This is a genomic window from Paenarthrobacter sp. NPDC056912 (genome assembly GCF_042786555.1).
In the GTDB taxonomy this organism is placed as follows: domain Bacteria; phylum Actinomycetota; class Actinomycetes; order Actinomycetales; family Micrococcaceae; genus Arthrobacter.
Genome location: NZ_JBHUCD010000005.1, coordinates 183,904 through 206,754, shown reverse-complemented (window position 1 = coordinate 206,754; position 22,851 = coordinate 183,904). Strand labels below are relative to the sequence as shown.

Sequence of the window (22,851 nt, the reverse complement as noted above, 5' to 3'; positions counted from 1 at the left end):
GTCAGTTCCTCTTCCTTTGTGATGTGGTTGATTCTTGGTCTGCACCAGGAATTCCCGTGGCGAGCAGTTGGTCCAATTTCCGGAAGCGCCCTTCAGCGATCAGCCGGTATTCATCTATCCAGGCCGTCAGCTGCTCAAGGGCTACCGGATCCAGGTGGACCGGCCTGCGTTGGGCATCGCGGGAACGCGTGACCAATCCCGCGTGCTCCAGAACCTGGATGTGCTTGGACACAGCTTGTTTGGTGATGGCGAAAGGCTCAGCGAGCTCGTTGACAGTGGCGTCCCCCCGGGACAGCCGCGCGACGATCGCCCGCCTTACCGGATCCGCCAAGGCCATGAATGCCCTGTCCAAAGTGTCCGGGCCCAGTGCCTCCGGGTCCATAACCCCACTCAACCTTTCTAATCAATCAAACGCTTGATCAACCGTTTGATTGATTACAAGATTACGCCCGTACCCCGCTGCGCACAATGGCTGTTTATTCGCCCCCGAGCTGCCTGAAGTCGTTCTCCCACAGCCGGCGCATCTCCGCGTCCTTGCGGATGACCTCCAGCATTTCCGGCTCCGGGGCAGGGGCAGGCCTCTTGGACCGCGGTGTCAAAGTGCGCTTCCCCTGCTCGACCGCCAACAGAGCCCGATCGGCCATGGCATCATTCCGCAGCACCAAACTGGTCTTGCGCCGGCGCAGGACCTCCCTCAACGCAACCTGAGCAGACTCAAAGTCACCACGAGCCCGCTGGGAACGCGCCCGGATCAGCAACAACGCAGCAGAGAGGTCGTCAGCATTCAAGAGGCCTTCAGTCCAGAGCACCACATCACGGTGGCGTTCCAGCGACAGCGCCGCCGTGCAGCGTGCCAAGGCTGAAGGCAACGACGGCGGCAAACCCACCACCGCTTCCAACGCCGACTCCGGCATCCCCATCTCCCGGAGGCAGTGCGACAACGCCAGGAACACGGATTCCTCACTGAACAGAACCTGAACCTCAATGCGTTCGGCAACCTCAACCCGGGTGACCACCTGACCAAGGTAGATCGCCGAGAACTGGCTGGCGTCGTCGTCGATCCTTGTTGTCAGGCCGCGCTGCAGCAGTTCGGATGCGCGCAAGTACGCGCCATGTTTGTACGCAAGCAACCCGGCCATCACATGGCACAGGCCCGACCACCCCGGATACATCCGGCCAAAAGCCAGCAGCCGGTCCGGCTCCGTGGAGCTGAAAATGGCTTCGTGCATCGCCTTGGTGGGCTTGGAGGACAGCATCCTCAGCCTCGGAACGTTTCCTACCACGGACAGCCGCGCATGGTCCCGACCACTCAGGACACTGGACAGCACCTCGCTGAGGCCGCCGGCTAGTCCGCGGACGGGCGTCAGGACATAGCCATCGCGAAAAGGCGTGATATCGCGGGTGTCGTGGAAGATCGTGTGCAAACGGCCATTTGGTCCTTGGCTCATAAACCCATGCTAACCGCCGCTGAACTGGGCACATCCCCTGCTATCAGAAGCATTTCAGGAGTATTATGGCGGCGTCGGCAAGGTTTTGCCACAGCCCTTGCCGCAGGTCGGCTCTCCATGAGAAGAGCCGGGTAACCGCGTGAAAGGGAGGACTGATGACCACCGCTTCGCACCCCGCCGAACACCACCACATGATGGGGTTGACACTTCGCAACACCGCCATGGGCGTTGGCATTGTATTTCTGCTGGTAGGCATTCTGGGCTTCATCCCGGGAATCACCACCAATTTCGGCGCCATGACCTTCGCGGGGCATGAATCCGGCGCCATGCTGCTTGGAGTCTTCCAAGTGTCCATACTTCACAACATTGTCCATATGCTGTTTGGCGTTGCCGGCCTGGCTATGGCCCGGAATGCCCGCATGGCCCGCCTGTTCCTCCTCGGCGGCGGCGCCGTGTACATCGTCCTGTGGATCTACGGCCTGGTCATCAACCAGGAAACGGGTGCCAACTTCATCCCGTTCAACACCGCCGACAACTGGCTGCACCTGATCCTCGGTGTCGCCATGATCGGTTTGGGTGCATGGCTCGGAAGGGATGCCATGGACGAATCACCGACGGCGCGCAAGAGCATGTAGCCCTGTTTCGCACGTCAGGTCAATCAACGACGGCGACCGGCCCCTCCGCGGGGACGGTCGCCGTCGTATGTCCCCGGCATCCCCGCCGAGATGACACTTAATGACAATGTCCGCGCTTGAAACTGTCATTAAATGGCATCTCGGCGAAGGGCTGCGGGACCTATCTCGGGGCGCGGCCGCCCAAGCGCGTGGTGACCTTGGCTGCGGCTGCGGCACAGGCTTCGCCGAGGCTGGTCAGGGTGTCCTGTGAGACGCGGAATTTCGGTGCCGGGATCAGGACGGATGCCACGATGTCGCCGCGATGGTCATAGACCGGCGACGCCACACCTACCTCTTCGATGGACGTTTCCCCGAAGTTCACAGCCCAGCCGCGCTGCATCGAGTCCTTCAGCCGCAAGAGATAGGCCTCAACCGCGTCCTCGTCCACACCGGAAAGGGTGATGGAACCGCTGCGCAACAACTGACGCACCCGGTCCTCATTCTCTGCGGCAAGGAAGACCTGCACCGAGGAACTCAGGGCTTCGTTATACCGCGCCCCCAACGGAGCGAGGTGCTTGACCTGGTGCCGGCTTGGGATCTGTTCCACGCACATGGATTCGTTGCCGTTCCACACCATGAGGGCACTGGTTTCCCCCGTGCGTTCCGTGAGTTCGCGCAGCACCGGGTAGGCCACACGACGCTCTTCGAGTTCCGCCAGGAGGGGGCCCGCCATCGCGATCATTCCCAGCCCCAAGCGGAACCTGCGCGAATCGACGTCGCGCTCTACCAGGTTCTCCTGTTCCAGCGTTGCCAGGATGCGGGAGACCGTGCTTTTGTGCAGGCCGATCCGGCCCGCGATTTCGGTGACTCCCAGGAGTGGCTCGTCGGCGCTGAAGCTTCGAAGCACTGCGATGGCGTTGACGATGACCGAGGTGCTCTTGCTGTCGCCATTACCGTTGTTGTTGTCAGGAGTCTCGCTGGATTCCGTGGGAGTCATGGGTTCACTATATTTCGCCGAAGCCGGCCGGAAGTTCCGGCGCTGGCCGGTGAACACCGTGCACTGTGCCCACCGGCCGTCCTCACCTAGGCTCCGATGATGTTGTACTCGGGGCCGAACGGGAACTTGGTGATGTTCTCCGCGCCGTCTTCGCCTACCACCAGGATGTCGTGCTCGCGGTAGCCACCGGCACCCGGCTGCCCGTCCAGGACTGTGATCATTGGTTCCATGGAGACCACCATGCCCGGTTCCAGCACGGTATCGATGTCTTCGCGCAACTCCAGCCCGGCTTCGCGGCCGTAGTAGTGGCTCAGCACGCCGAACGAGTGGCCGTATCCGAAGGTACGGTTGGCAAGCAGGCCATGGTTGACGTAGATCTCGTTCAGCTCGGCGGCGATGTCTTTGCAGACGGCGCCGGGCTTGATGAGTTCAAGGCCGCGCTTGTGAACCTCCACGTTGATGTTCCACAGTTCCAGTGAGCGGGCATCAGGTTCGCCGTAGAACAGGGTGCGCTCCAGGGCGGTGTAGTAGCCGCTGGTCATCGGGAAGCAGTTCAAGGACAGGATGTCGTGTTCCTGGATCTTGCGTGTGGTTGCCCAGTTGTGTGCGCCGTCGGTGTTGATGCCGGACTGGAACCAGACCCAGGTGTCGCGGATTTCGGAGTCCGGGAAGGTGCGGGCGATCTCGTGGACCATGGCCTCGGTACCGATCAGGGCAACCTCGTACTCCGTGATGCCGGCCGTGATCGCGTTGCGGATGGCCGCGCCGCCGAGATCACCGATGCGGGCGCCGTGCTTGATGACCGCGATTTCCTCAGCCGACTTGATCATGCGCTGGCGCATTGCCGCCTGGGCGACATCCACCAGCGCGGCGCCGGAGAACGCTGCCTGGATCTTGTTGCGGTTGTCCAGCGGCAGTGAGTCATCCTCGACGCCGATGCGACGCGGGTTGATGCCGCGCGTGCGCAGGACTTCCTGGATGGCGTGGATGTAGTTGTCCCTGCGCCAGTCCGTGTACACCAGGTTGTCGCCGTAGCTGCGGCGCCAAGGCATGCCGGCGTCGATATTCGCCGTAATGGTGACCGTGTCATCCTTGGTGACCACCATGCCGTAGGAGCGGCCGAAGTAGGTGAAGAGGAAATCGGAGTAGTACTTGATGGAGTGGTAACTGGTGAGGACCACGGCGTCGAGGTCCTTCTCTGCCATGATCTGCCGGAGGCCGGCAAGGCGGCGTTCGAATTCGGCGTCGGAGAAGGTCAGCGAGACCTTCTCGCCGTTGTTGAGGACCTTGAGGCGCTCGAGCTTGGCGACGTCGTTGATGGCTTCGTTCTCGGTGATGGTCATGGTGGTTCCTTTCAATGGGGTGGTGTGGTTCAGTCCTGCAGCAGAGGCTTCTTGGAAGTCTCCGCGGCGAAGAGGACTGCGACGAGGGAAACAATGGAGGCGGCCACGAGGTACCAGCCTGGAGCCAACTGGCTGTGGGTCAAGCCGATGAGGAGCGTCGCCATGAACGGTGCGGTGCCGCCGAACAGGGCGTTGGAGAGGTTGAAGCTGACCGCGAACCCGGTGTATCGAACCTTCGTGGGGAAGAGTTCGGCCAGGAAGCTTGGCAAGGTGCCGTCGTTGAGGGTGAGCATTCCACCCAGGAGGATCTGCACCAGGACGATCACCAGGAAATTGCGGGTGTCCAAGAGCATGAACGCCGGGACCGTCAACAGAATGAACAGGACTGAGGCTGTGATGAGCATGCGCTTGCGGCCGAATTTGTCCGAGGCGATTCCGGTCAGGAAGATGAAGCCGATGTAGCTCGCCAAGGCAATGGTGGTGGCCAGGAAGGACTCTGCCGCGCCGAAGCCCAGCTCAACCGACAGGTACGTGGGCATGTAACTGAGGATCACGTAGAAGCCGACGGCGTTGAGCAGCACCGCGCCCGTGGCGATGATGAGCTGCTTCCGGTAGGTCCGGAACATGGCCAGGGCGGGCGTCTTGACGGCTGTGTCCTTCTCCGACAATTCCCGGAACGCCGGAGTGTCCTCAAGCCTGGTCCGGATGTACCTGCCGATCAAACCCATGGGTGCCGCCAGCAGGAACGGCAGCCGCCAGCCCCATTCGTTGAGCTGCTCGGGGGTCAGGACTGAACTCAGCAGGGCGGCCAGCAAGGATCCCAGCAGCAGTCCCGCTGCGGTACTGGCAGGCACGACGGCGGCATAGAGTCCGCGTCGATTGGCCGGCGCGTACTCCACCAGGAAGGCCGAGGCTCCGGCGTACTCCCCCGCTGCGGAGAAGCCCTGGACCACTCTTACGAGCAAGAGCAGGATCGGGGCCATGACGCCGATGGTGGCGTACCCCGGGATCAGGGCGATGCAGAACGTGGCCACCGACATCAGGACGATTGATAGGGACAACGCCTGCTTCCGGCCGAGTCGGTCTCCGATGTGGCCCCAGATGAAGCCGCCGAGCGGCCTCACGAAGAAGCTGATGGCGAAGACACCGAACGTGGCCAGTAACGCGGTTTGCCGGTCGGACTCAGGGAAGAAGACGGTAGCGATGATGCCGGCAAGGTAGCCGTACACCGCGTAGTCGAACCATTCGACAAAGTTGCCGATGAAGCTGGCAGTGACAACTCGCCGTCGAGTGTCCTTGCTGACTGTGTAGTTGGTGCTGGGGGTGTGGTTGGAGCCGGAGGCGGGTGAGATGCCTTGCTCGGCTGCCACAGAGGATTCATTGCTCATGTGTCCACCAAAATCATTGGGGTTGCATTCAACGCAACGCTGTTGCACCAGATTATGTGTGGGGAGCGTCACGGTCAAGAGTTATTTTGAATGCGCCATGAGGGAATCACTTGGGCATCGGATGATCGAGTCGACGGAACCGGCATCACGGCAGAGTTGCATTTACTCCAACCCTGTTGCGTCAAATGATGTGAGTTGCGAGTTCCAGCTTGACGCCCTCTCACCTCCCGGCCCCTTTCACCGACACTCTCTCACTTGGCCGAGGAAGGCCCGACGTCGGCACTCAAGGCGGCATCGACGTCGGGCTTTGTTTCCTGGCGGCTGAGCGCGCTCCCGCAGCCCCGGCGACAGGGTCGGTACGAACGAGCGGATCGGCCCATAGGCCTGACGCGAAAGACGGTCGGTGAAAACGCGACGGGACGTGCGGGAGGGTCGCGAAAAACGCGACGGGACATGAGAGAGGGTCGGCAAAAACGCGACGGGACGTGAAAGACCGTCGGTGAAAACGCGACGGGACGTGAGAGAGGGTCGCGAAAAACGCGACGGGGCCTGCGAGAGGGTCGCGAAAAACGCGACGGGACGCGAGAGAGGGTCAGCAGGAAACCGACGGGAAGTGAGCGGGGGTCAGAGGACCTTGCGGATGGTCTCTTCGAAGCTGACCACGTGGTGGAGGGCGAGTTCGGCGGCCCGGTCTTCGTCGCCGTCGGCAATGGCAGTCAGGAGGTCGGCATGCTCGGAGATGTGCCCGGAAACGGAGGGCATCTTCTCGAGCATGTGGCACCAGATGCGGGTGGCGAGGTTGTCGTACCGAATGAGGACGTCCTCGAGGTGCGCATTGGCGGAGGCCTTGTAGATGAGCCGGTGCACTTGAATGTCGTAGCGCATGAGTTCCTGGGAGGACGCGTCCTGGCCTTCAAGCTCGCGAATCGCCGCAGCGACTGCACGGAGCTCTGAACGCATGCCAGGAATTGCCATGCGCGCCGCTTTCCGGGACGCCAGGGGCTCCAGGAGCTCGCGGATTTCGGAGACCTCGGCGAGCTGCGTGATGTCCACGCCGGTAGCGAAGGTGCCCCGCCGCGGGTAGGAGACCACGAGGTGGTCGCTTTCGAGGCGTTTGATGGCTTCGCGGACGGGAGTGCGACCAATGCCGAGCTCTGCAGCGATCTGACCGTCATTGATGGGATCGCCGGGCTTGATGTCCAGCATGATGAGCCTGTCGCGCAGCAGCAGGTATGCATTCTCTGCGAGGGACGTGCCCTGCGGAGCTGTCTCCAGTGCTTCCAGTGCTGCGCTCATTGCTCTCTCCCGTTGTCGTAATCCCAGTCTGTTGGATGAGTTACCGCAGACCTGTTGACGACTATGTGATCTCCAACATACTATGGCAATAGTTCTAATATATCAGTTGCCTAACAGATGGCCGCTTCAAGTACTTCAGAAGGAGAACACCATGGTTGAACCGCTGATCCGCCCGCTCGCACAGGCGGACCCGGAGGTCGATCAGGCGATCGCCCAGGAACTCATCCGCCAGCAGTCAACGCTGGAAATGATCGCCTCTGAGAACTTCGCCCCCACGGCTGTCATGGAAGCCCAGGGCTCGGTGCTGACCAACAAGTACGCCGAGGGCTACCCCGGCAAGCGCTACTACGGCGGCTGCGAACACGTTGATGTGATCGAACAGCTCGCCATCGACCGGCTGAAGTCACTCTTCGGAGCGGAATTCGCCAACGTCCAGCCGCACTCCGGTGCACAGGCCAACGCTTCGGCGATGCACGCACTGATCAACCCGGGCGACACCATCATGGGCCTGAACCTCGCCCACGGCGGCCACCTGACCCACGGCATGCGTATCAACTTCTCCGGCAAGCTCTACAACGTGGTCCCGTACGGCGTCCGCGAAGACACCCACACCGTGGACATGGCCGAGGTTGAGCGTCTGGCCCTTGAAAGCAAGCCGCAGCTGATCGTCGCCGGCTGGTCCGCCTACTCCCGCCAGCTGGACTTCGCGGAGTTCCGCCGCATCGCGGACCTGGTGGGCGCCTACCTGATGGTGGACATGGCACACTTCGCCGGCTTGGTGGCTGCGGGACTGCACCCCAGCCCCGTGCCGCACGCCCACATCGTCACCAGCACCACGCACAAGACCCTTGGCGGCCCCCGCGGTGGCGTGATCCTGACCAACGACGCCGACATCGCCAAGAAGGTCAACACCGCCGTCTTCCCCGGACAGCAGGGTGGCCCGCTGGAGCACGTGATCGCAGCCAAGGCTGTCGCCTTCAAGATGGCAGCCGAGCCCGAGTTCCAGGAACGCCAGGTCCGCGTGCTGGAAGGCTCCAAGATCCTGGCCCAGCGCCTCCTGCAGGACGATGTTGCCGCAGCCGGCATCTCCGTGGTCAGTGGCGGAACCGACGTCCACCTGGTCCTCGCCGACCTCCGCCACTCAGTCCTAAACGGTCAGCAGGCCGAAGACACCCTGCACCGCATCGGCATCACGGTCAACCGCAACGCCGTCCCGTTCGACCCCCGCCCGCCGATGGTCTCGTCCGGACTGCGCATCGGCACCCCGGCCCTCGCCGCCCGCGGCTTCGGCGCCGAGGACTTCACCGAAGTTGCGGACATCATTGCGACGGCGTTGATCGCCGCAGCGGCCAGCGGCACCGAAGGCGAAGCGACCGAAGCGAACGGTGATGTCACCCTCAACGAAACCACCGCCGTCGAACTCCGCGACCGCGTGACCGCGCTGGCGGACAAGTTCCCCCTCTATCCCCACCTCGGCAATGGCGCCGCAACCGCAACCGAAGCAGAACTGATTGGAGCAGCCCAGTGAGTGCAGACCACCTCCCCGAGCACCCGGACTTCCTCTGGCGCAACCCGGACCCGAAGAAAAGCTACGACGCCGTGATTGTTGGCGGCGGCGGGCACGGCCTGGCCACCGCGTACTTCCTGGCCAAGAACCACGGAATGACCAACATCGCCATCCTGGAAAAGGGTTGGCTGGCCGGTGGCAACATGGCCCGCAACACCACCATCATCCGTTCCAACTACCTCTGGGACGAGAGCGCAGCCATCTACGAGCACGCGCTCAAGCTCTGGGAGATCCTCCCGGAAGAGCTGGAGTACGACTTCCTGTTCAGCCAGCGCGGCGTCATGAACCTGGCGCACACCCTGGGCGATGTCCGCGAAAGCGTTCGCCGTGTGGGTGCCAACAGGCTCAACGGTGTGGACGCTGAGTGGCTTGACCCTCAGCAGGTCAAGGAACTCTGCCCAATCCTGAACATCAGCGACAACATCCGCTACCCCGTCATGGGCGCCACGTACCAGCCGCGCGCAGGCATCGCCAAGCACGACCACGTGGCCTGGGCCTTCGCCCGCAAGTGTGATGAGCTCGGTGTGGACATCATCCAGAACTGTGAAGTCACCGGCTTCATCAAGGACGGCAACCGGGTGACCGGCGTGCAGACCACCCGCGGCACCATCAACACCGAAAAGGTGGGCCTCTGCGCCGCCGGCCACAGCTCCGTGCTGGCCGAGATGGCCGGCTTCCGCCTGCCGATCCAGTCCCACCCGCTCCAGGCGCTGGTGTCCGAACTGCACGAACCCGTCCACCCCACAGTGGTCATGTCCAACCACGTTCACGTCTACGTCTCCCAGGCACACAAGGGCGAACTGGTGATGGGCGCCGGCGTCGATTCCTACAACGGCTACGGCCAGCGCGGTTCGTTCCACGTCATTGAGGAGCAGATGGCAGCAGCCGTGGAACTCTTCCCGATCTTCGCCCGGGCCCATGTGCTCCGGACCTGGGGCGGAATCGTGGACACCACCTTGGATGCTTCCCCGATTGTCGGCCTTTCCCCCGTGGAGAACATGTTCGTCAACTGTGGCTGGGGTACCGGTGGATTCAAGGGCACCCCCGCGGCAGGCCTGACGTTCGCGCACACCATCGCCACAGGCGCACCGCACAAGCTGAACAAGCCCTTCGCGCTGGAACGCTTCGAAACCGGCGCTTTGATCGACGAACACGGCGCTGCAGCCGTAGCCCACTAGCCAGGACAGGACAGGAAAGACATGCTCCTCATTTCATGCCCCAACTGCGGGCAACGCGACGAAACCGAATTCCACTACGGCGGCCAGGCACACATCGCCTACCCGGAGAGCCCGAACGACCTCACGGACCGCGAATGGGCTGAATACCTGTTCTACCGCGAGAACACCAAGGGCACCTTCGCCGAGCGCTGGGTCCACAGCACCGGCTGCCGCCAGTGGTTCAACATGCTCCGCGACACCGTGAGCTACGACATCCACTCCATCTACGCGATGGGCCAGCCCCGGCCGGACATCAAGGTGACGAGCCCAAAGACTGCACCGGAACAGCCCGGCGAGTTCACCCAGTCCGGCGACTTCGGCCAAGCCGGCGAACCCGGCCTCGCTCCCGGCGCCAGCTCACCCACGGCCACCACCCCCATCTCCTCGGAAGGAGTCTAGAAGTGACCAGCAAGAACGCACGCCTCGCCACCGGCGGACGCATCGATCGCAGCATCTCTTGGCGCTTCACCGTGGACGGCCAGGAATTCACCGGCCACCCCGGGGACACCATCGCCTCCGCGCTGCTGGCCAACGGCCACATCAACGCCGGCAACTCCCTCTACGAGGACCGCCCCCGCGGCATCATGGCCGCCGGCGTAGAGGAATCCAACGCCCTGGTCAAGATCGCTCCCCGCTTCCGGGGCCACGTAGCCGAGTCCATGCTTCCCGCCACCGCGGTTTCATTGGTGGACGGCATGAACATTGAGCTCCTGTCCGGCCTGGGCAAGCTGGATCCCAACGAGGACAAGGCAGAGTACGACAAGAAGTACGTCCACACGGACGTCCTGGTAGTCGGCGGCGGTATCGCCGGACTGGCCGCGGCCCGCGAGGCCGTCCGCACCGGCGCTCGCGTCATCCTGATCGACGACCAGCCTGAACTCGGCGGCTCGCTGCTCTCCGGTTCAACCGCCGAAGGCCTCGCCGAGCAGGTGGAAGGAAAGCCGGCACTCGAATGGGTGGCAGATGTTGAAGCCGAACTGGTTTCCGCCGCCGAATGCACCGTGCTGAACCGCACTACTGCCTTCGGTTCCTACGACTCCAACTACTTCATCGCAGCGCAGAACCGCACGGACCACCTGAGCGTTCCGGCAGCCTCCGGCGTCTCCCGCCAGCGTATTTGGCACATCCGTGCCAAGCAGGTTGTCCTGGCCCCCGGCGCCCACGAGCGTCCGCTGGTCTTCGAGAACAACGACCGCCCGGGCATCATGCTCGCCTCGGCCGCCCGCACGTACCTGAACCGCTACGCCGTGGCCGCCGGTTCGCGCGTCGTCATCAGCACCACCAACGACTCCGCTTACGCACTTGCCGCGGACCTGTTGGCAGCAGGCGTGGCGATCGCCGCCGTCGTCGATGCCCGTCCGCAGATCAGCGCGACAGCAGCCGCCGCCGTCGAGTCCGGTATCAGGGTCCTCATCGGCAGCGCAGTCGCGGATACCTCCGCAGATGCCAACGGCCGCCTGAATGGTGTCACCGTCCGCAGTATTAACGACGACGGCGAACTCACCTCGGGCGTCGAACAGCTGGCTGCCGATCTTCTCGCCGTTTCCGGTGGTTGGAGCCCGGTGGTTCACCTCCACAGCCAGCGCCAGGGCAAGCTGCGTTGGGACGACGAGCTCGCTGCGTTCATCCCCACCAAGCCGGTCCGCGACCAGCAGGTTGTGGGCGCAGGCCGTGGCAGCTACGAACTCGAGGACTGCTTGGCAGAGGGCATCTCGGCCGGAGCAGCGGCGTCCATCGCCGCCGGTTTCGAGTCCGAGGCAACCCCGGTGGAACTCCAGGCTCCCGTGGCGAGCGCGCCTAGCCGTCAGCTCTGGCTGATTCCTGGCCAGACCGGCGAGCCGGGCGAATGGCACCACCACTTCGTGGACTTCCAGCGCGACCAGTCCGTGGCCGACGTCCTCCGCTCCACCGGTGCGGGCATGCGGTCCGTGGAGCACGTCAAGCGGTACACCTCCATCAGCACGGCCAATGACCAGGGCAAGACGTCCGGCGTCAACGCGATCGGCGTCATCGCCGCCGCGCTGAAGTTCGGCGGAGCGGAAAGCATCCCCGGCGTCGGCGAGATCGGAACCACCGCCTACCGGGCACCGTTCACGCCCGTCGCCTTCGCAGCCTTGGCCGGCCGCCAGCGCGGCGAGCTGTTCGACCCCGCCCGCGTCACTTCCATCCACCCGTGGCACGTTGTCCAGGGCGCACTGTTCGAAGATGTTGGACAGTGGAAGCGTCCTTGGTACTACCCGCAGGGCAGTGAAGACATGGACACGGCAGTGCTGCGTGAATGCGCCGCCGTCCGCGATTCCGTGGGTTTCATGGACGCCACTACGCTGGGCAAGATCGAGATCCGCGGCAAGGACGCGGGCGAATTCCTGAACCGCGTGTACACCAACGCGTTCAAGAAGCTCGCCCCGGGATCCGCACGCTATGGCGTGATGTGCACCTTGGACGGCATGATCTTCGACGACGGCGTGACCCTGCGCCTGGATGATGACCGCTACTTCATGACCACCACCACCGGCGGCGCTGCCAAGGTGCTGGACTGGCTGGAAGAGTGGCACCAGACGGAGTGGCCGGAACTCGACGTGGTCTGCACGTCCGTCACGGAGCAGTGGAGCACCATCGCCGTCGTCGGCCCCAAGTCCCGCGCCGTGATCGCCAAGGTCGCTCCGCAGCTGGCCGAAAACGGTGGCCTGGAGGCAGAGGCCTTCCCGTTCATGACCTTCCGCGAGACGACGCTGGCCTCCGGAGTGCAGGCACGCGTTTGCCGCATCTCCTTCTCAGGCGAACTGGCTTACGAAATCAACATCCCGTCCTGGTACGGCCTCAACACCTGGGAAGCCGTTGCTGCCGCAGGTGCCGAGTTCAACATCACCCCCTACGGCACGGAAACCATGCACGTGCTCCGCGCCGAGAAGGGCTACCCGATCGTTGGGCAGGACACCGACGGCACGGTCACACCCCAGGACGCCGGCATGGACTGGATCGTTTCCAAGGCCAAGGACTTCATCGGCAAGCGCTCCTACCTCCGCCAGGACGCCAGCCGCGAGGACCGCAAGCACCTGGTCAGCGTCCTCCCAGTGGACCACTCGCTGCGGTTGCCGGAAGGCACACAGCTGGTGGAAAAGGGCATCCCGGTCAACCCGGCTGACGGGCCCGTTCCCATGGAGGGCTTCGTGACCTCCAGCTACCACAGCGCGGCGCTGGGCCGTTCCTTCGCCCTGGCCCTCATTCAAAACGGCCGCAACCGCATCGGCGAAACCCTCGTGGCTTCGCTGGGAGACCAACTGGTTGACGTGGTTGTTGGCGAAACCGTACTTTTCGATGCTGAAGGGACCCGCAAAGATGGCTGAAACAGCAACACCATCAGAAACAGTCAACCGCGTACGGGGCGCCCGCCGCAGCCCGGCCGAGCACCTGGCTGACGCCTTCACCTCCGGCTCCGTGCCGGGCACGGTGACGCTCACCGAAATTCCGTACCAGGCCATGGTGGGCATCCGGGTTGACCGGACGTCCGACGCCGGCGCCCGCGTTGCGTCCGTGACCGGCGGCTTGCCTGCCACTTGCGGTGAGGTGACGGGCCGCGCCGTTTCGGACAAGGGCTCCGTCAACACCTTGTGGCTTGGCCCCACCGAGTTCATGGTGGTCGCTCCGGAGGAGGCCCACGATTCACTCGGAGGCTCCTTGGTCAGCGATCTGACCACGGCCCTCGGAGGAGACGCTGGCCAGGTGGTGGACCTGTCCGCCAACCGCACCACGTTCGAGATCTCCGGCAGCCACGCCCGCGCGGTGCTCGAGAAGACGTGCGCTTTGGACCTGCACCCGCGGGTCTTCAAGGCCGGCACGGCTGTCTCCACCGAGCTCGCGCACATCCCGGTGATGCTGTGGAAGACCTCGGAGGAGACCTACCGGATCTTTCCCCGGGCCTCGTTTGCCGACTTCCTGGGACGCTGGCTCCTCGACGCCATGCGGGAGTACGCCTCCCCCGAGGTCCCCTAATGGCACTGAGTGTGCTTGACCTGTTTTCTGTTGGCATCGGGCCGTCGTCCTCACACACGGTCGGCCCGATGCGCGCGGCAAAGCAGTTCACTGACGGTCTTGAATCGTCAGGCCAGCTCCTGGCCACGGTGCGCGTCCAGGCTGAGCTTTTCGGCTCCCTGGGCGCCACCGGCCGGGGCCACGGCTCAGACAAGGCCGTGGTGCTGGGGCTCCAAGGCCACTCCCCCGAAACCGTGGACACCACTACGGCTGACGACCAGGTTGCAGCCGCGGCGCTCGACGCCGAACTGCGCCTGGGCGGCAGCCACCGGGTGGACTTCAACTGGGACGAGGACGTGGTCCTGCACCGCCGCAAGTCGCTGCCGGCCCACCCCAACGGCATGACGTTCCGGGCTCTGGACCACACCGGCTCCGTGTTGCGGGAGCGTAGCTACTACTCCATTGGCGGCGGCTTCGTGGTGGACGGGGACGCAGCCGGCACCGACAAGGTGGTGGCGGACGACACCGTTCTCCCCTTCCCCTTCACCACCGCCGACGAACTGCTGGCCATCTGTGTCCGCGAAGGCAAGTCCATCTCCGACATCATGCTGGCCAACGAACTCGTGTGGCGTTCGGAAGAAGAACTGCGCGAGCGGTTGCTGGGCATCTGGGCCGTCATGCAGGAGTGCGTGGACAACGGCTGCTCGGCCGAGGGAATCCTGCCGGGCGGGCTCAATGTAACGCGACGGGCGCCGTCGTTGTTCAAGACGCTGGCCGCAACCGACGCCAACCTGAACGGTGCAAACTCAGCCGACCCTCTCCTCGCGATGGAATGGGTCAACCTCTTCGCCTTGGCCGTGAACGAGGAGAACGCCGCGGGCGGCAGGATTGTCACCGCGCCCACCAATGGAGCCGCTGGCATTGTCCCGGCGGTCCTGCACTATTACACAAAGTTTGTTCCCGGGGCCAACGACGACGGTGTCGTGCGCTTCCTGCTCGCGGCGGCCGCCGTCGGAATCCTGTTCAAGATCAACGCGTCCATCTCCGGCGCCGAGGTGGGCTGCCAAGGCGAGGTAGGTTCTGCCTGCTCCATGGCCGCCGCCGGGCTCTGCGAAGTCCTGGGCGGAACGCCCGAGCAAGTGGAAAACGCGGCCGAGGTAGGCATCGAACACAACCTCGGACTTACCTGCGATCCCGTGGGCGGGCTGGTGCAGATCCCCTGCATCGAACGCAACGCGATCGCCAGCGTCAAGGCCATCAACGCCGCCCGCCTTGCCCTGCACGGCGACGGCAGCCACAAGGTGTCCCTGGACAAAGCCATCAAGACCATGCGCGAGACCGGCGCCGACATGAAATCCAAGTATAAGGAGACCTCTCGTGGAGGCCTCGCCGTCAACGTAGTGGAGTGCTAGCCATGACTGCCATCCAAACTGAAACGTCCGCTGTTTCTTCCGAGACCACCGTGGAACACGTCCTGACCCTGGACTGCCCGGAAGGCCCCGGAATCGTGCACGCCGTGTCCGGCTTCCTGCTGGAACACGGCTGCGACATCATCGACAACAAACAGTTCGGCGATCGCGCCGAGGGCCACTTCTTCATGCGCGTGCATTTCGCGTCCGACGGCGATGCCTCCACGCTTGATGCGCTGCGGGAGGCTTTCGCCCCGGTCGGCGAGAAGTACGCCATGAACTGGCAGCTGGAACGCCAGGGGTCAAAGCGCAAGGTGTTGATCATGGTCTCGAAGTTCGGGCACTGCCTGAACGACCTCCTGTTCCGTGCCCGGATCGGTGAGCTGCCGATCGATGTGGTGGGCGTCGTGTCCAACCACACCGACCACCAGGGCATTGTGGAGTGGCACGGGATTCCGTTCTTCCATGTGCCTGTCACGGCCGCCACCAAGCCGGCGGCCGAGGGGCGTTTGCTGGAGATCATTGACGAGCTCGACGTGGAGCTCATCGTGCTGGCGCGCTACATGCAGGTGCTCAGCGACGACCTTGCCCGGAAGCTCGATGGCCGCGCGATCAACATCCACCATTCGTTCCTGCCGAGCTTCAAGGGCGCCAAGCCGTATCACCAGGCATACGCGCGTGGCGTGAAAACTGTGGGCGCCACCGCCCACTACGTGAACGGCGAGTTGGATGAAGGACCCATCATCGCCCAGCAGGTAGTGGAGGTGGACCACACGTTCGGACCGGACGATCTCGTAGCCGCCGGTCGGGACACCGAATGCAAGGCCCTCAGCAACGCCGTTCGCTGGCACTGCGAGGGGCGGATCATCCTGAATGGGAACAGGACGATCGTGTTGAAGTAGGGCTTTGCTGCGCCGAGATCGCGGGTCCGCTGCACGTTCGCCGTTCCGCAACGGCGAAGTGGTCAGTGGACCCGCGAATTGGCGTTTAGGGAGCTACAGCCGCGCCAGCCGCGTCGCCAGATGCAGGGCAGCGAGCCGGCCCGTTCCTCGAGGGTCTCCCCCGCAGAGTTCGAATATCCGCTGGAGCCTATGGTGCATGGACTGCCGTTCCAAATGCAGTTCCCGTGCCGCTTGGGCAGTGTTGCAGCCCGTATCCAGCCAGACCGTCAGCGTCCGCAGCAGCTCGGAACGCCGCAGTTGGTCATGCTCGACGACGGCACCCAGCTGCCGCTGCACGAAACCTTCGCGGGTGGCAGCGTCCAGATGCTCCTCGGCCAGGCGTTCCACGGCAAATGCTTCGGCGTCCACTACGCCGCCAGAAGGTGCGGCCTCCAGCAAGCCACGTCCCGCGGAGAGATCCAGTGTCCGGCGAGCCTCGGCCAGCGACCACGGCGCTTCCTCGATGCCGTGGCCCAACGGCCCCACAGCTACTGCGGATCCGGCCGGCACCTCCAAGGATGTCAGTGCCTCCATCAGCGCGATCCGGGCAACCGCACCATCACCCAGGGACGCCAGTGCGATCAACTCTGCGTTGTTGGCGTAGCTGGCACTGTGCGGAACACATTCCCTGAGCATGAGGTCGACGGCCTGCCGCAGGTGCCCCGCGCCTGCGGAGCGGATCACCACGGCAGCAACGGGTCCATCCACCGGAAAGCCGGACGCCGGCCCGAGTTGCTGGAGCTGCCACGATTGGCTGCCTGTGTTGATTGCACGCATGAGTTCTATGCCCGCCAGTTCCCTCAGCCCCGGAGGCATCCGCTGCAGCAATGCCAGGCCGAGGATGTCCACGGACCGTTCGCCGGCCACCCGCGCGAGGCCACCGTCTCCGCCGTCAGGCACTTCCAACTCGAGGCGGGCGGCCAGAACGCCACGGACGGGGACATCCACGGTGGTGACGGTCCCCCCTGCGCCTGTAACGGCAGCCCCGGCGGCGGCGCCAAGAGTAAGGCCCGACGGCGATACGAGCCTTGCGCTGGCACCTGTCCGTTCGGCCAGCACGGCAAGGAGCTGATCGAGCCCGCCGCCGTGGGCAAGTTCAGCGGCCATGGCATGGCTGGCTTGATCGCCGCGCTGGAGCTGTTCCACGGATTCGCTGACCAGGAGTGAATTGATCTCCTGCATGACGCCGACGAAGGGGACCACGCGGCGCAACTCGATGACCGGCAGACCAGCAGCCTCGGCTGCTTCCACCATGGCGTGGGGAACTTCAGGGAGCGTCGGGCCGGTCTCGAGGGCGAGCGCCGCAATGCCACGTGCCGCCAATTCGCGGACGTAGCCCTCCTGCCGCTCCGTGGTCTCTGCGGCGAGAGCCTGGCCGCCGCTGAGGAGCAGCTCCCCGCCCCGAAGAAGCGGCGCGATGTCCAAGACCTCGCTGGAGTGGACCCAACGGACGGGCCTGGAAAGGGCACCGGCCACCTCGTTGAGCAGCCTCGGCTCGGCAGTTTTCAGGCTTTCATACTCCAGAGCCTCTCCCAGCACGATTGACATGACACTCCGTAAAATAGATGGGCATTTCTCTAGACACATCGTATCTTGTTGCTGTGATCTGGCGCACATAACCTGAGAGAGTCCCTTTCATACACGGAGGCTCTCCCATGCAAGACAACCTCTCCACAGCGCCAGCAGATTCAGCGCAGTCAGGACCGGCGCAGTCAGGACCGGCAACGGCGCCGGGCCATGACAGCGAAGCCTGGCTCCAACCCATCCCCGAGTCAGACCGCACACGCAAGGTTTCCGGCCAGTTCTGGATCTGGGCCGGCGCCAACCTGGCTCCTATCAACTGGGTGCTTGGGGCACTCGGTATCCATCTCGGCCTCGGATTCGCCGACACCGTGATTGTCCTGGTCCTGGGAAACCTGATCGGCATGCTCTTGTTCGGTTGCTTCGTCCTCCTGGGACAGAAGACCGGCGCTACCGGAATGGTCCTGGCTCGCGCAGCTTTCGGCCGCCGCGGCAACTACCTCCCTGCAGCCATCCAGGCACTCCTGGTGATCGGCTGGTGCGCCGTCAACACGTGGATCATCCTGGACCTGGTCATGGCACTCTTCGGAACGCTCGGCTGGGTGGACCCGACGGCACACAACTACGCCTGGAAGATCGGCGTCGCCACGGTCATCATGGCAGCCCAGGTCGCCATCGCGTGGTTCGGCTACAAAGCCATTGCGGCCTTTGAAAAGTGGACCGTTCCGCCCACCATCATCATCCTCGCCGTGATGTCCGCAGTGGCGTGGTTCGGCATGAAGATCGATTGGGGCTATGCGGGTCCAGCCGGAAACATCCTTGAAGGATCCGAGCGGATTGCCGCAATGAGTGCAGTCATGACCGCAATCGGCATCGGCTGGGGCATCACGTGGTTCACGTACGCCGCCGACTACTCTCGGTTCGTCAGCACTTCCGTTCCCAAGCGCAAGGTGTACCTTGCCTCGGTCCTGGGCCAGTTCATCCCCGTGGTGTGGCTCGGCGTGCTCGGCGCGAGTCTGGCCACGAACAGCGGCGAGATCGACCCCGGCAAGCTGATCGTCCAGAACTTCGGAGTCCTCGCGCTCCCGGTTCTCCTCATGGTGTTGCACGGCCCCATCGCTACCAACATCCTCAACATCTACACGTTTTCCGTGGCCACGCAGGCCCTGGACATCAACATCAGCCGCCGCAAACTGAACCTGTTCGTGGGCGTCTTCTCGCTCATCGCCGTCGTATTCTTCATCTTCCAGGAGGACTTCGCAGCAGTGCTCGACGCCTGGCTGATCGGACTTGTGGCCTGGGTGGCTGCGTGGGGCGGCGTCATGCTGGTGCACTATTTCTGGCTGGAGAAGCGCTGGCCAGCCAAGGTGGACCGGCTCTTCGACCCCGTCGGGACGCACAGGCTGCCGGTCATCAACTGGGCCGGAATCGCATCTCTGCTGCTCGGCATCTTTGCCACCTGGCTGTTCATGTACGGCCTCATCCCCATCATGCAAGGCCCCATCGCCGTCGCCCTTGGTGGCTGGGACCTCTCCTGGCTGGCCGGCGGACTCACCAGCGCAGCAGCCTACGCCCTCCTGGGCCCGCGGGCTCACCGGAAGTTTGTGCTGGCCGACTCCAACCACGTCTCGGTCACACGGCCCGCACCGGCCGAGCCCGCAGTTCCTGAAAGGACCACAGCATGAACCAGCCAGCCTTCGAGGACTCCCTTCATCCCATCACTTGGCCGGAGGGGTTCCAGGCCGCAGCTTCCTTCACGTTCGACGTCGACGCCGAGTCCTGCACCATCGCCCACGATCCCGGCAGCACGCGGCGCATGTCCCTCATGAGCCACCAGTCGTACGGGCCCAAGATCGCCGTTCCCCGGCTGCTCCAAATCCTGGACCGCCAGGACATCAAGGCTTCGTTCTTCATTCCCGGATTCACGGCTGAAAGCTACCCGGACGTGGTCCGCAGGATCGCAGATGGCGGGCATGAGATCGCCCACCATGGCTACCTGCACGAGCCAATGCAGGGCATCGATGCCGCCACCGAGGCGAGTTACCTGGACCGCGGCCTTGAGGCACTCGCCAAGGTTGCCGGCGTCCGCCCCGTCGGCTACCGGGCGCCATGGTGGGAGCTGAACTGGCACTCGCCCGCCCTCCTCGCCGACCGCGGATTCCTCTACGATTCAAGCCTGCTCGACGGCGATGCCCCCTACCGCATGGCCGTTGCCGAGGACGACTCCCGGGACATCGTGGAGATTCCCGTTGACTGGGCCCTGGACGACTGGGAGCAGTACGGTTTCTACCCCGGTGTCACGGGCAGCGGGGTTATCGAGAGCCCGGCCAAGGCGCTTGAGATGTGGACCCTCGAAGCCCAGGCGCACCATTCCCAAGGAAGTTGCTTCGTCCTCACCAACCACCCGTTCATCTCGGGCCGGCCCTCCAGGGCTGTTGCTTTGGAACAGTTGATCGAAAGGGTCAAGGACCTCGACGGCATGTGGGTCACCACGCTGGCAGAGATCGCCCGGCACACCAAGGACACCGTCCGGGAAATCCACACGCACGCCCGGATCGACATCCCGCTGTTCCCCGGCGCGGGGGCCACGTTCCGCCCGGCACAGGTCAAAGTGCCCGCCGGGACGCCCGCGCTCCACTAACCCGTCCGCCGAGATGGCAAAAGATGACAATGTTGCGCGCCAACATTGTCATCTTTTGCCATCTCGGTGCGGGTGTTTAACCGTTGACGGCGGACAACCACACTCCGATGATCCAGGTGCTCGCCGCGGCACATGCGAGCCCGAACTCCACCAGGATGCCGATGCCCGTGGCCTTGAGCGCGGCGCCGCTGGATTTCAGGGCGGCAGGGAAATTGCGGGTGCGCAAGACTTCGCTCAGGAGAAGGCCCACAGCGAACCCGAGGAACAGCCCCACCACGGGAATGACGAACATTCCCACCACGCCCAGGACCACACCGATCAGCACCGACCTGTTGGGAATTCCGTGCTCCTTGAGCTTGCGGCCCGTGAGCACGGCGCTGGCCGCCATGCCAGCCACCACGAACACCATGCCAACCGCGAAGATCACCCAGCCGAGCTGGCCAGCCCCTCCCCAAATGGCCCAGGCAAGCAGGCTTGCGCCGATAAGGATGCTGCCCGGCAGGACGGGAATGATGGTTCCCGCGACGCCCACCGCTATGGCCAGGCCGCACAGGATGGTCACAACGATTTCGGCATTCATGGGCCAAGTCTAGGCGGCACCCCATCCTTCCATACCCGGCGCGCGGCAGAGCGGGACACGGTGGCAGCTGTATGAACAACTCCAACTGGTCTTCGCGTCGCTTAGCGCCGGAAGTTCAAGAATCCACGGGAAACAGTAGATTAACGCCTAGATAACTTGTATATACAAGTAGCGTTTTTCCTTGTTCGGCCCGATCTGCTGGGGCAGTGTTGAGGGCGTACCCCGCTCGGCAGGCAGCTGCCAGCGCCCCACTCGGACCTACTTTGGAGACACCCTTGGACAACGCCCGTCCCTTTCGCACCGCTTTGGCACCGGCCGCTCTGACGCTCGCGGCCGCCGTCGTACTTCCTTCCGCCGCGTTTGCGGCGCCCGCCGAACCGGAGACCCCGGACGCAAGCACAGCCGCCCGCCACGCAAACGCCGACTACGCGGGCCTCCCGGATGGCACCAAGCGCAAGAAGACCCTGGTCATCGGCATCGACGGCGGCGCGATCGCGAAGTTCGCCGCCGCAGGCATGCCCAACGTTCAAGGCCTGATGGACTCGGGCATGACGGCTACCAGCAACCTCTTCGCCAACCCGATGGCGCCCACCGTTTCGGGCGCAGGATGGTCCAGCATCGCCACCGGCGTGTGGCCGGACAAGCACAACGTGGTGGACAACAACTTCACCGCCCCCAACTACAGCCAGTACCCGGACTACCTGACCCGCCTCGAAACCGCGCAGGTCAAGGCATCCACCCTGGTGGTCGGCACATGGTCCCCGATTCCGGAAAAGGTGTTCGGCCAGAAGGTGGACCTCCGGATCGCCGGCGGCAACGATGCCGGCACCACTGCAAAGGCGGTTGACTACCTTTCCAAGGGCAACCCGGACAGCACGTTCATCCACCTGGACGAAGTGGATGGCGCCGGCCACTCGTACGGCACGGAACGCGAGGAATACCTTGCCGCCCTCCGCACGGTGGACGGCCAAGTGGGCGAGATCCTGAATGCTGTAAAGAACCGTCCGAGTTACAAGTCCGAAGACTGGCTCGTGGTGGTCACGGCCGACCACGGCCACACTCATACGGGCGGCCACGGCGGCAGTACTCCGGCAGAACGGCAGACCTTCGTCATCGCCCAGGGCAAGGGCATCAAGGCCGGCAGCGTCCGCAACGACGTCAAGATCACGGACATCGCGCCCTCGGTACTGAAGCATGAGGGAGTCAAAGCCGAGGCAGCGTGGAACCTGGATGGGCAGGCATTTGGCGACATTGAAGCTGATGCCTTCGATTCGCTCAGGGACAGCCTGAAGACCCGTGTGGATGAAACCGCGCCCGGTGGGGCCGTCACGGGATGGTCCACCACCGCCCCCACAGGTTGGACTATCGACAACTCGGCGATGCCGTCCGGCGGCGTGACCGAGTGGCGCGGATGGTCCTTCGCAACCGATGAGTTCTGGACCAACGCGGACCGCAACCAGGGCCGTGAAACGTCCGTCCGCAACCGCAACGTCTTCGCCGTCGCCGACTCGGACGAATGGGATGACAAGGCGCACGCTGCCGGACAGTTCGACTCGACCCTCATCAGCCCCGAGTTCAAGGTGAAGGGCGGCAAAACCGCCACACTCTCCTTCGCTTCCAACTACAGCATCGACGGACCCCAAAGCGGCGAGGTGTTCGTCAGCTACGACGGGGGCGCACCGCTACTCGTGAAGGCCTACGCAGCTGACTTCAACGGCTTCGAATCCATCGCGCTGGACGTTCCCAAGGGTGCCAAGAAGGCCAAAGTGAGCTTCCGCTACACCGGCACCAACAGCGCCTTCTGGACCGTGGATCAGGTAGAACTGGCGACCAAGTGATGCTGGACCGCTGACCCGGCTGACTTAAGCAGGAACGACGGCGACGCTCCCCGGCACGGGAGGCGTCGCCGTCGTCGGC

Annotated in this window: 19 protein-coding genes; 11 read left to right on the top strand and 8 right to left on the bottom strand. The window is 64.0% G+C overall.

Features of this window, described 5'->3' with window-relative positions; translation table 11 throughout:
* Position 1 precedes the first annotated feature (1 nt).
* The gene (locus tag ACFRJ9_RS07765; RefSeq protein ID WP_377666130.1) at positions 2-382 is read right to left on the bottom strand and encodes an ArsR/SmtB family transcription factor; all 381 of its coding nucleotides are present in this window, start codon (positions 380-382) and stop codon (positions 2-4) included.
* A 94-nt stretch (positions 383-476) separates the two neighbouring features.
* Complete coding sequence (locus ACFRJ9_RS07760) at positions 477-1,448, bottom strand: hypothetical protein (RefSeq protein ID WP_377666128.1); 972 nt, start codon at positions 1,446-1,448, stop codon at positions 477-479.
* A 155-nt stretch (positions 1,449-1,603) separates the two neighbouring features.
* Here ACFRJ9_RS07760 and ACFRJ9_RS07755 point away from each other — a divergent pair, with 155 nt between their 5' ends.
* Positions 1,604-2,083, top strand: coding sequence for a DUF4383 domain-containing protein (locus tag ACFRJ9_RS07755; protein WP_377666126.1), 480 nt, complete (start codon positions 1,604-1,606; stop codon positions 2,081-2,083).
* 160 nt (positions 2,084-2,243) lie between these two features.
* Here ACFRJ9_RS07755 and ACFRJ9_RS07750 read toward each other — a convergent pair whose 3' ends face one another.
* From ACFRJ9_RS07750 to ACFRJ9_RS07735, 4 genes are all read right to left on the bottom strand, one after another.
* Entirely contained in the window at positions 2,244-3,059 is an 816-nt protein-coding gene (locus tag ACFRJ9_RS07750) for an IclR family transcriptional regulator (RefSeq protein ID WP_377666124.1), read from the bottom strand.
* Between the two features lie 86 nt (positions 3,060-3,145).
* Positions 3,146-4,402: an aminopeptidase P family protein gene (locus ACFRJ9_RS07745; protein ID WP_377666122.1), complete on the bottom strand. Its 1,257-nt coding sequence runs from the start codon at positions 4,400-4,402 to the stop codon at positions 3,146-3,148.
* Positions 4,403-4,431: 29 nt separating this feature from the next.
* Positions 4,432-5,790, bottom strand: a complete 1,359-nt coding sequence (locus ACFRJ9_RS07740; protein WP_377666120.1) for an MFS transporter — start codon at positions 5,788-5,790, stop codon at positions 4,432-4,434.
* Positions 5,791-6,414: 624 nt separating this feature from the next.
* Positions 6,415-7,086 (bottom strand): GntR family transcriptional regulator, encoded by a 672-nt coding sequence (locus tag ACFRJ9_RS07735; RefSeq protein ID WP_377666118.1) that lies wholly within the window; start codon positions 7,084-7,086, stop codon positions 6,415-6,417.
* Positions 7,087-7,237: 151 nt separating this feature from the next.
* On the opposite strand from ACFRJ9_RS07735, the gene glyA reads away from it, so the two are divergent.
* Genes glyA through purU form a run of 7 tightly spaced genes read left to right on the top strand, consistent with a single transcriptional unit; the run spans position 7,238 to position 16,153 of the window.
* Entirely contained in the window at positions 7,238-8,614 is a 1,377-nt protein-coding gene (glyA, locus tag ACFRJ9_RS07730) for a serine hydroxymethyltransferase (RefSeq protein ID WP_377666116.1), read from the top strand.
* Complete coding sequence (locus ACFRJ9_RS07725) at positions 8,611-9,831, top strand: sarcosine oxidase subunit beta family protein (RefSeq protein ID WP_011776430.1); 1,221 nt, start codon at positions 8,611-8,613, stop codon at positions 9,829-9,831. The genes glyA and ACFRJ9_RS07725 overlap by 4 nt, the downstream gene beginning before the upstream one ends.
* A gap of 21 nt (positions 9,832-9,852) precedes the next feature.
* Positions 9,853-10,269: a sarcosine oxidase subunit delta gene (locus ACFRJ9_RS07720; protein WP_377666114.1), complete on the top strand. Its 417-nt coding sequence runs from the start codon at positions 9,853-9,855 to the stop codon at positions 10,267-10,269.
* Between the two features lie 2 nt (positions 10,270-10,271).
* Positions 10,272-13,217, top strand: a complete 2,946-nt coding sequence (locus ACFRJ9_RS07715) for a 2Fe-2S iron-sulfur cluster-binding protein (RefSeq protein ID WP_377666112.1) — start codon at positions 10,272-10,274, stop codon at positions 13,215-13,217.
* A complete protein-coding gene (locus ACFRJ9_RS07710) occupies positions 13,210-13,863 on the top strand; it encodes a sarcosine oxidase subunit gamma (protein ID WP_377666110.1) in 654 nt (217 codons plus the stop codon). The genes ACFRJ9_RS07715 and ACFRJ9_RS07710 overlap by 8 nt, the downstream gene beginning before the upstream one ends.
* Complete coding sequence (locus ACFRJ9_RS07705; protein ID WP_377666108.1) at positions 13,863-15,254, top strand: L-serine ammonia-lyase; 1,392 nt, start codon at positions 13,863-13,865, stop codon at positions 15,252-15,254. The genes ACFRJ9_RS07710 and ACFRJ9_RS07705 overlap by 1 nt, the downstream gene beginning before the upstream one ends.
* A 2-nt stretch (positions 15,255-15,256) precedes the next feature.
* A complete protein-coding gene (purU, locus tag ACFRJ9_RS07700) occupies positions 15,257-16,153 on the top strand; it encodes a formyltetrahydrofolate deformylase (protein ID WP_377666106.1) in 897 nt (298 codons plus the stop codon).
* 93 nt (positions 16,154-16,246) lie between these two features.
* On the opposite strand, the gene ACFRJ9_RS07695 is transcribed toward purU, so the two are convergent.
* On the bottom strand, positions 16,247-17,740 hold the full coding sequence (locus tag ACFRJ9_RS07695; RefSeq protein ID WP_377666104.1) for a PucR family transcriptional regulator: 1,494 nt from the start codon (positions 17,738-17,740) through the stop codon (positions 16,247-16,249).
* Between the two features lie 107 nt (positions 17,741-17,847).
* On the opposite strand from ACFRJ9_RS07695, the gene ACFRJ9_RS07690 reads away from it, so the two are divergent.
* Both ACFRJ9_RS07690 and ACFRJ9_RS07685 read left to right on the top strand, forming a co-directional pair.
* Positions 17,848-19,398, top strand: a complete 1,551-nt coding sequence (locus ACFRJ9_RS07690; protein ID WP_377666102.1) for a purine-cytosine permease family protein — start codon at positions 17,848-17,850, stop codon at positions 19,396-19,398.
* Entirely contained in the window at positions 19,395-20,354 is a 960-nt protein-coding gene (locus ACFRJ9_RS07685; RefSeq protein ID WP_377666100.1) for a polysaccharide deacetylase, read from the top strand. The genes ACFRJ9_RS07690 and ACFRJ9_RS07685 overlap by 4 nt, the downstream gene beginning before the upstream one ends.
* 76 nt (positions 20,355-20,430) lie before the next feature.
* Here the strand turns inward: ACFRJ9_RS07685 and ACFRJ9_RS07680 are convergent, their stop codons facing one another.
* On the bottom strand, positions 20,431-20,934 hold the full coding sequence (locus tag ACFRJ9_RS07680) for a DUF456 domain-containing protein (protein ID WP_377666098.1): 504 nt from the start codon (positions 20,932-20,934) through the stop codon (positions 20,431-20,433).
* A 275-nt stretch (positions 20,935-21,209) separates the two neighbouring features.
* Between ACFRJ9_RS07680 and ACFRJ9_RS07675 the strand changes: the two genes are divergently transcribed.
* A complete protein-coding gene (locus ACFRJ9_RS07675) occupies positions 21,210-22,772 on the top strand; it encodes an alkaline phosphatase family protein (RefSeq protein ID WP_377666096.1) in 1,563 nt (520 codons plus the stop codon).
* Positions 22,773-22,851: the final 79 nt, after the last annotated feature.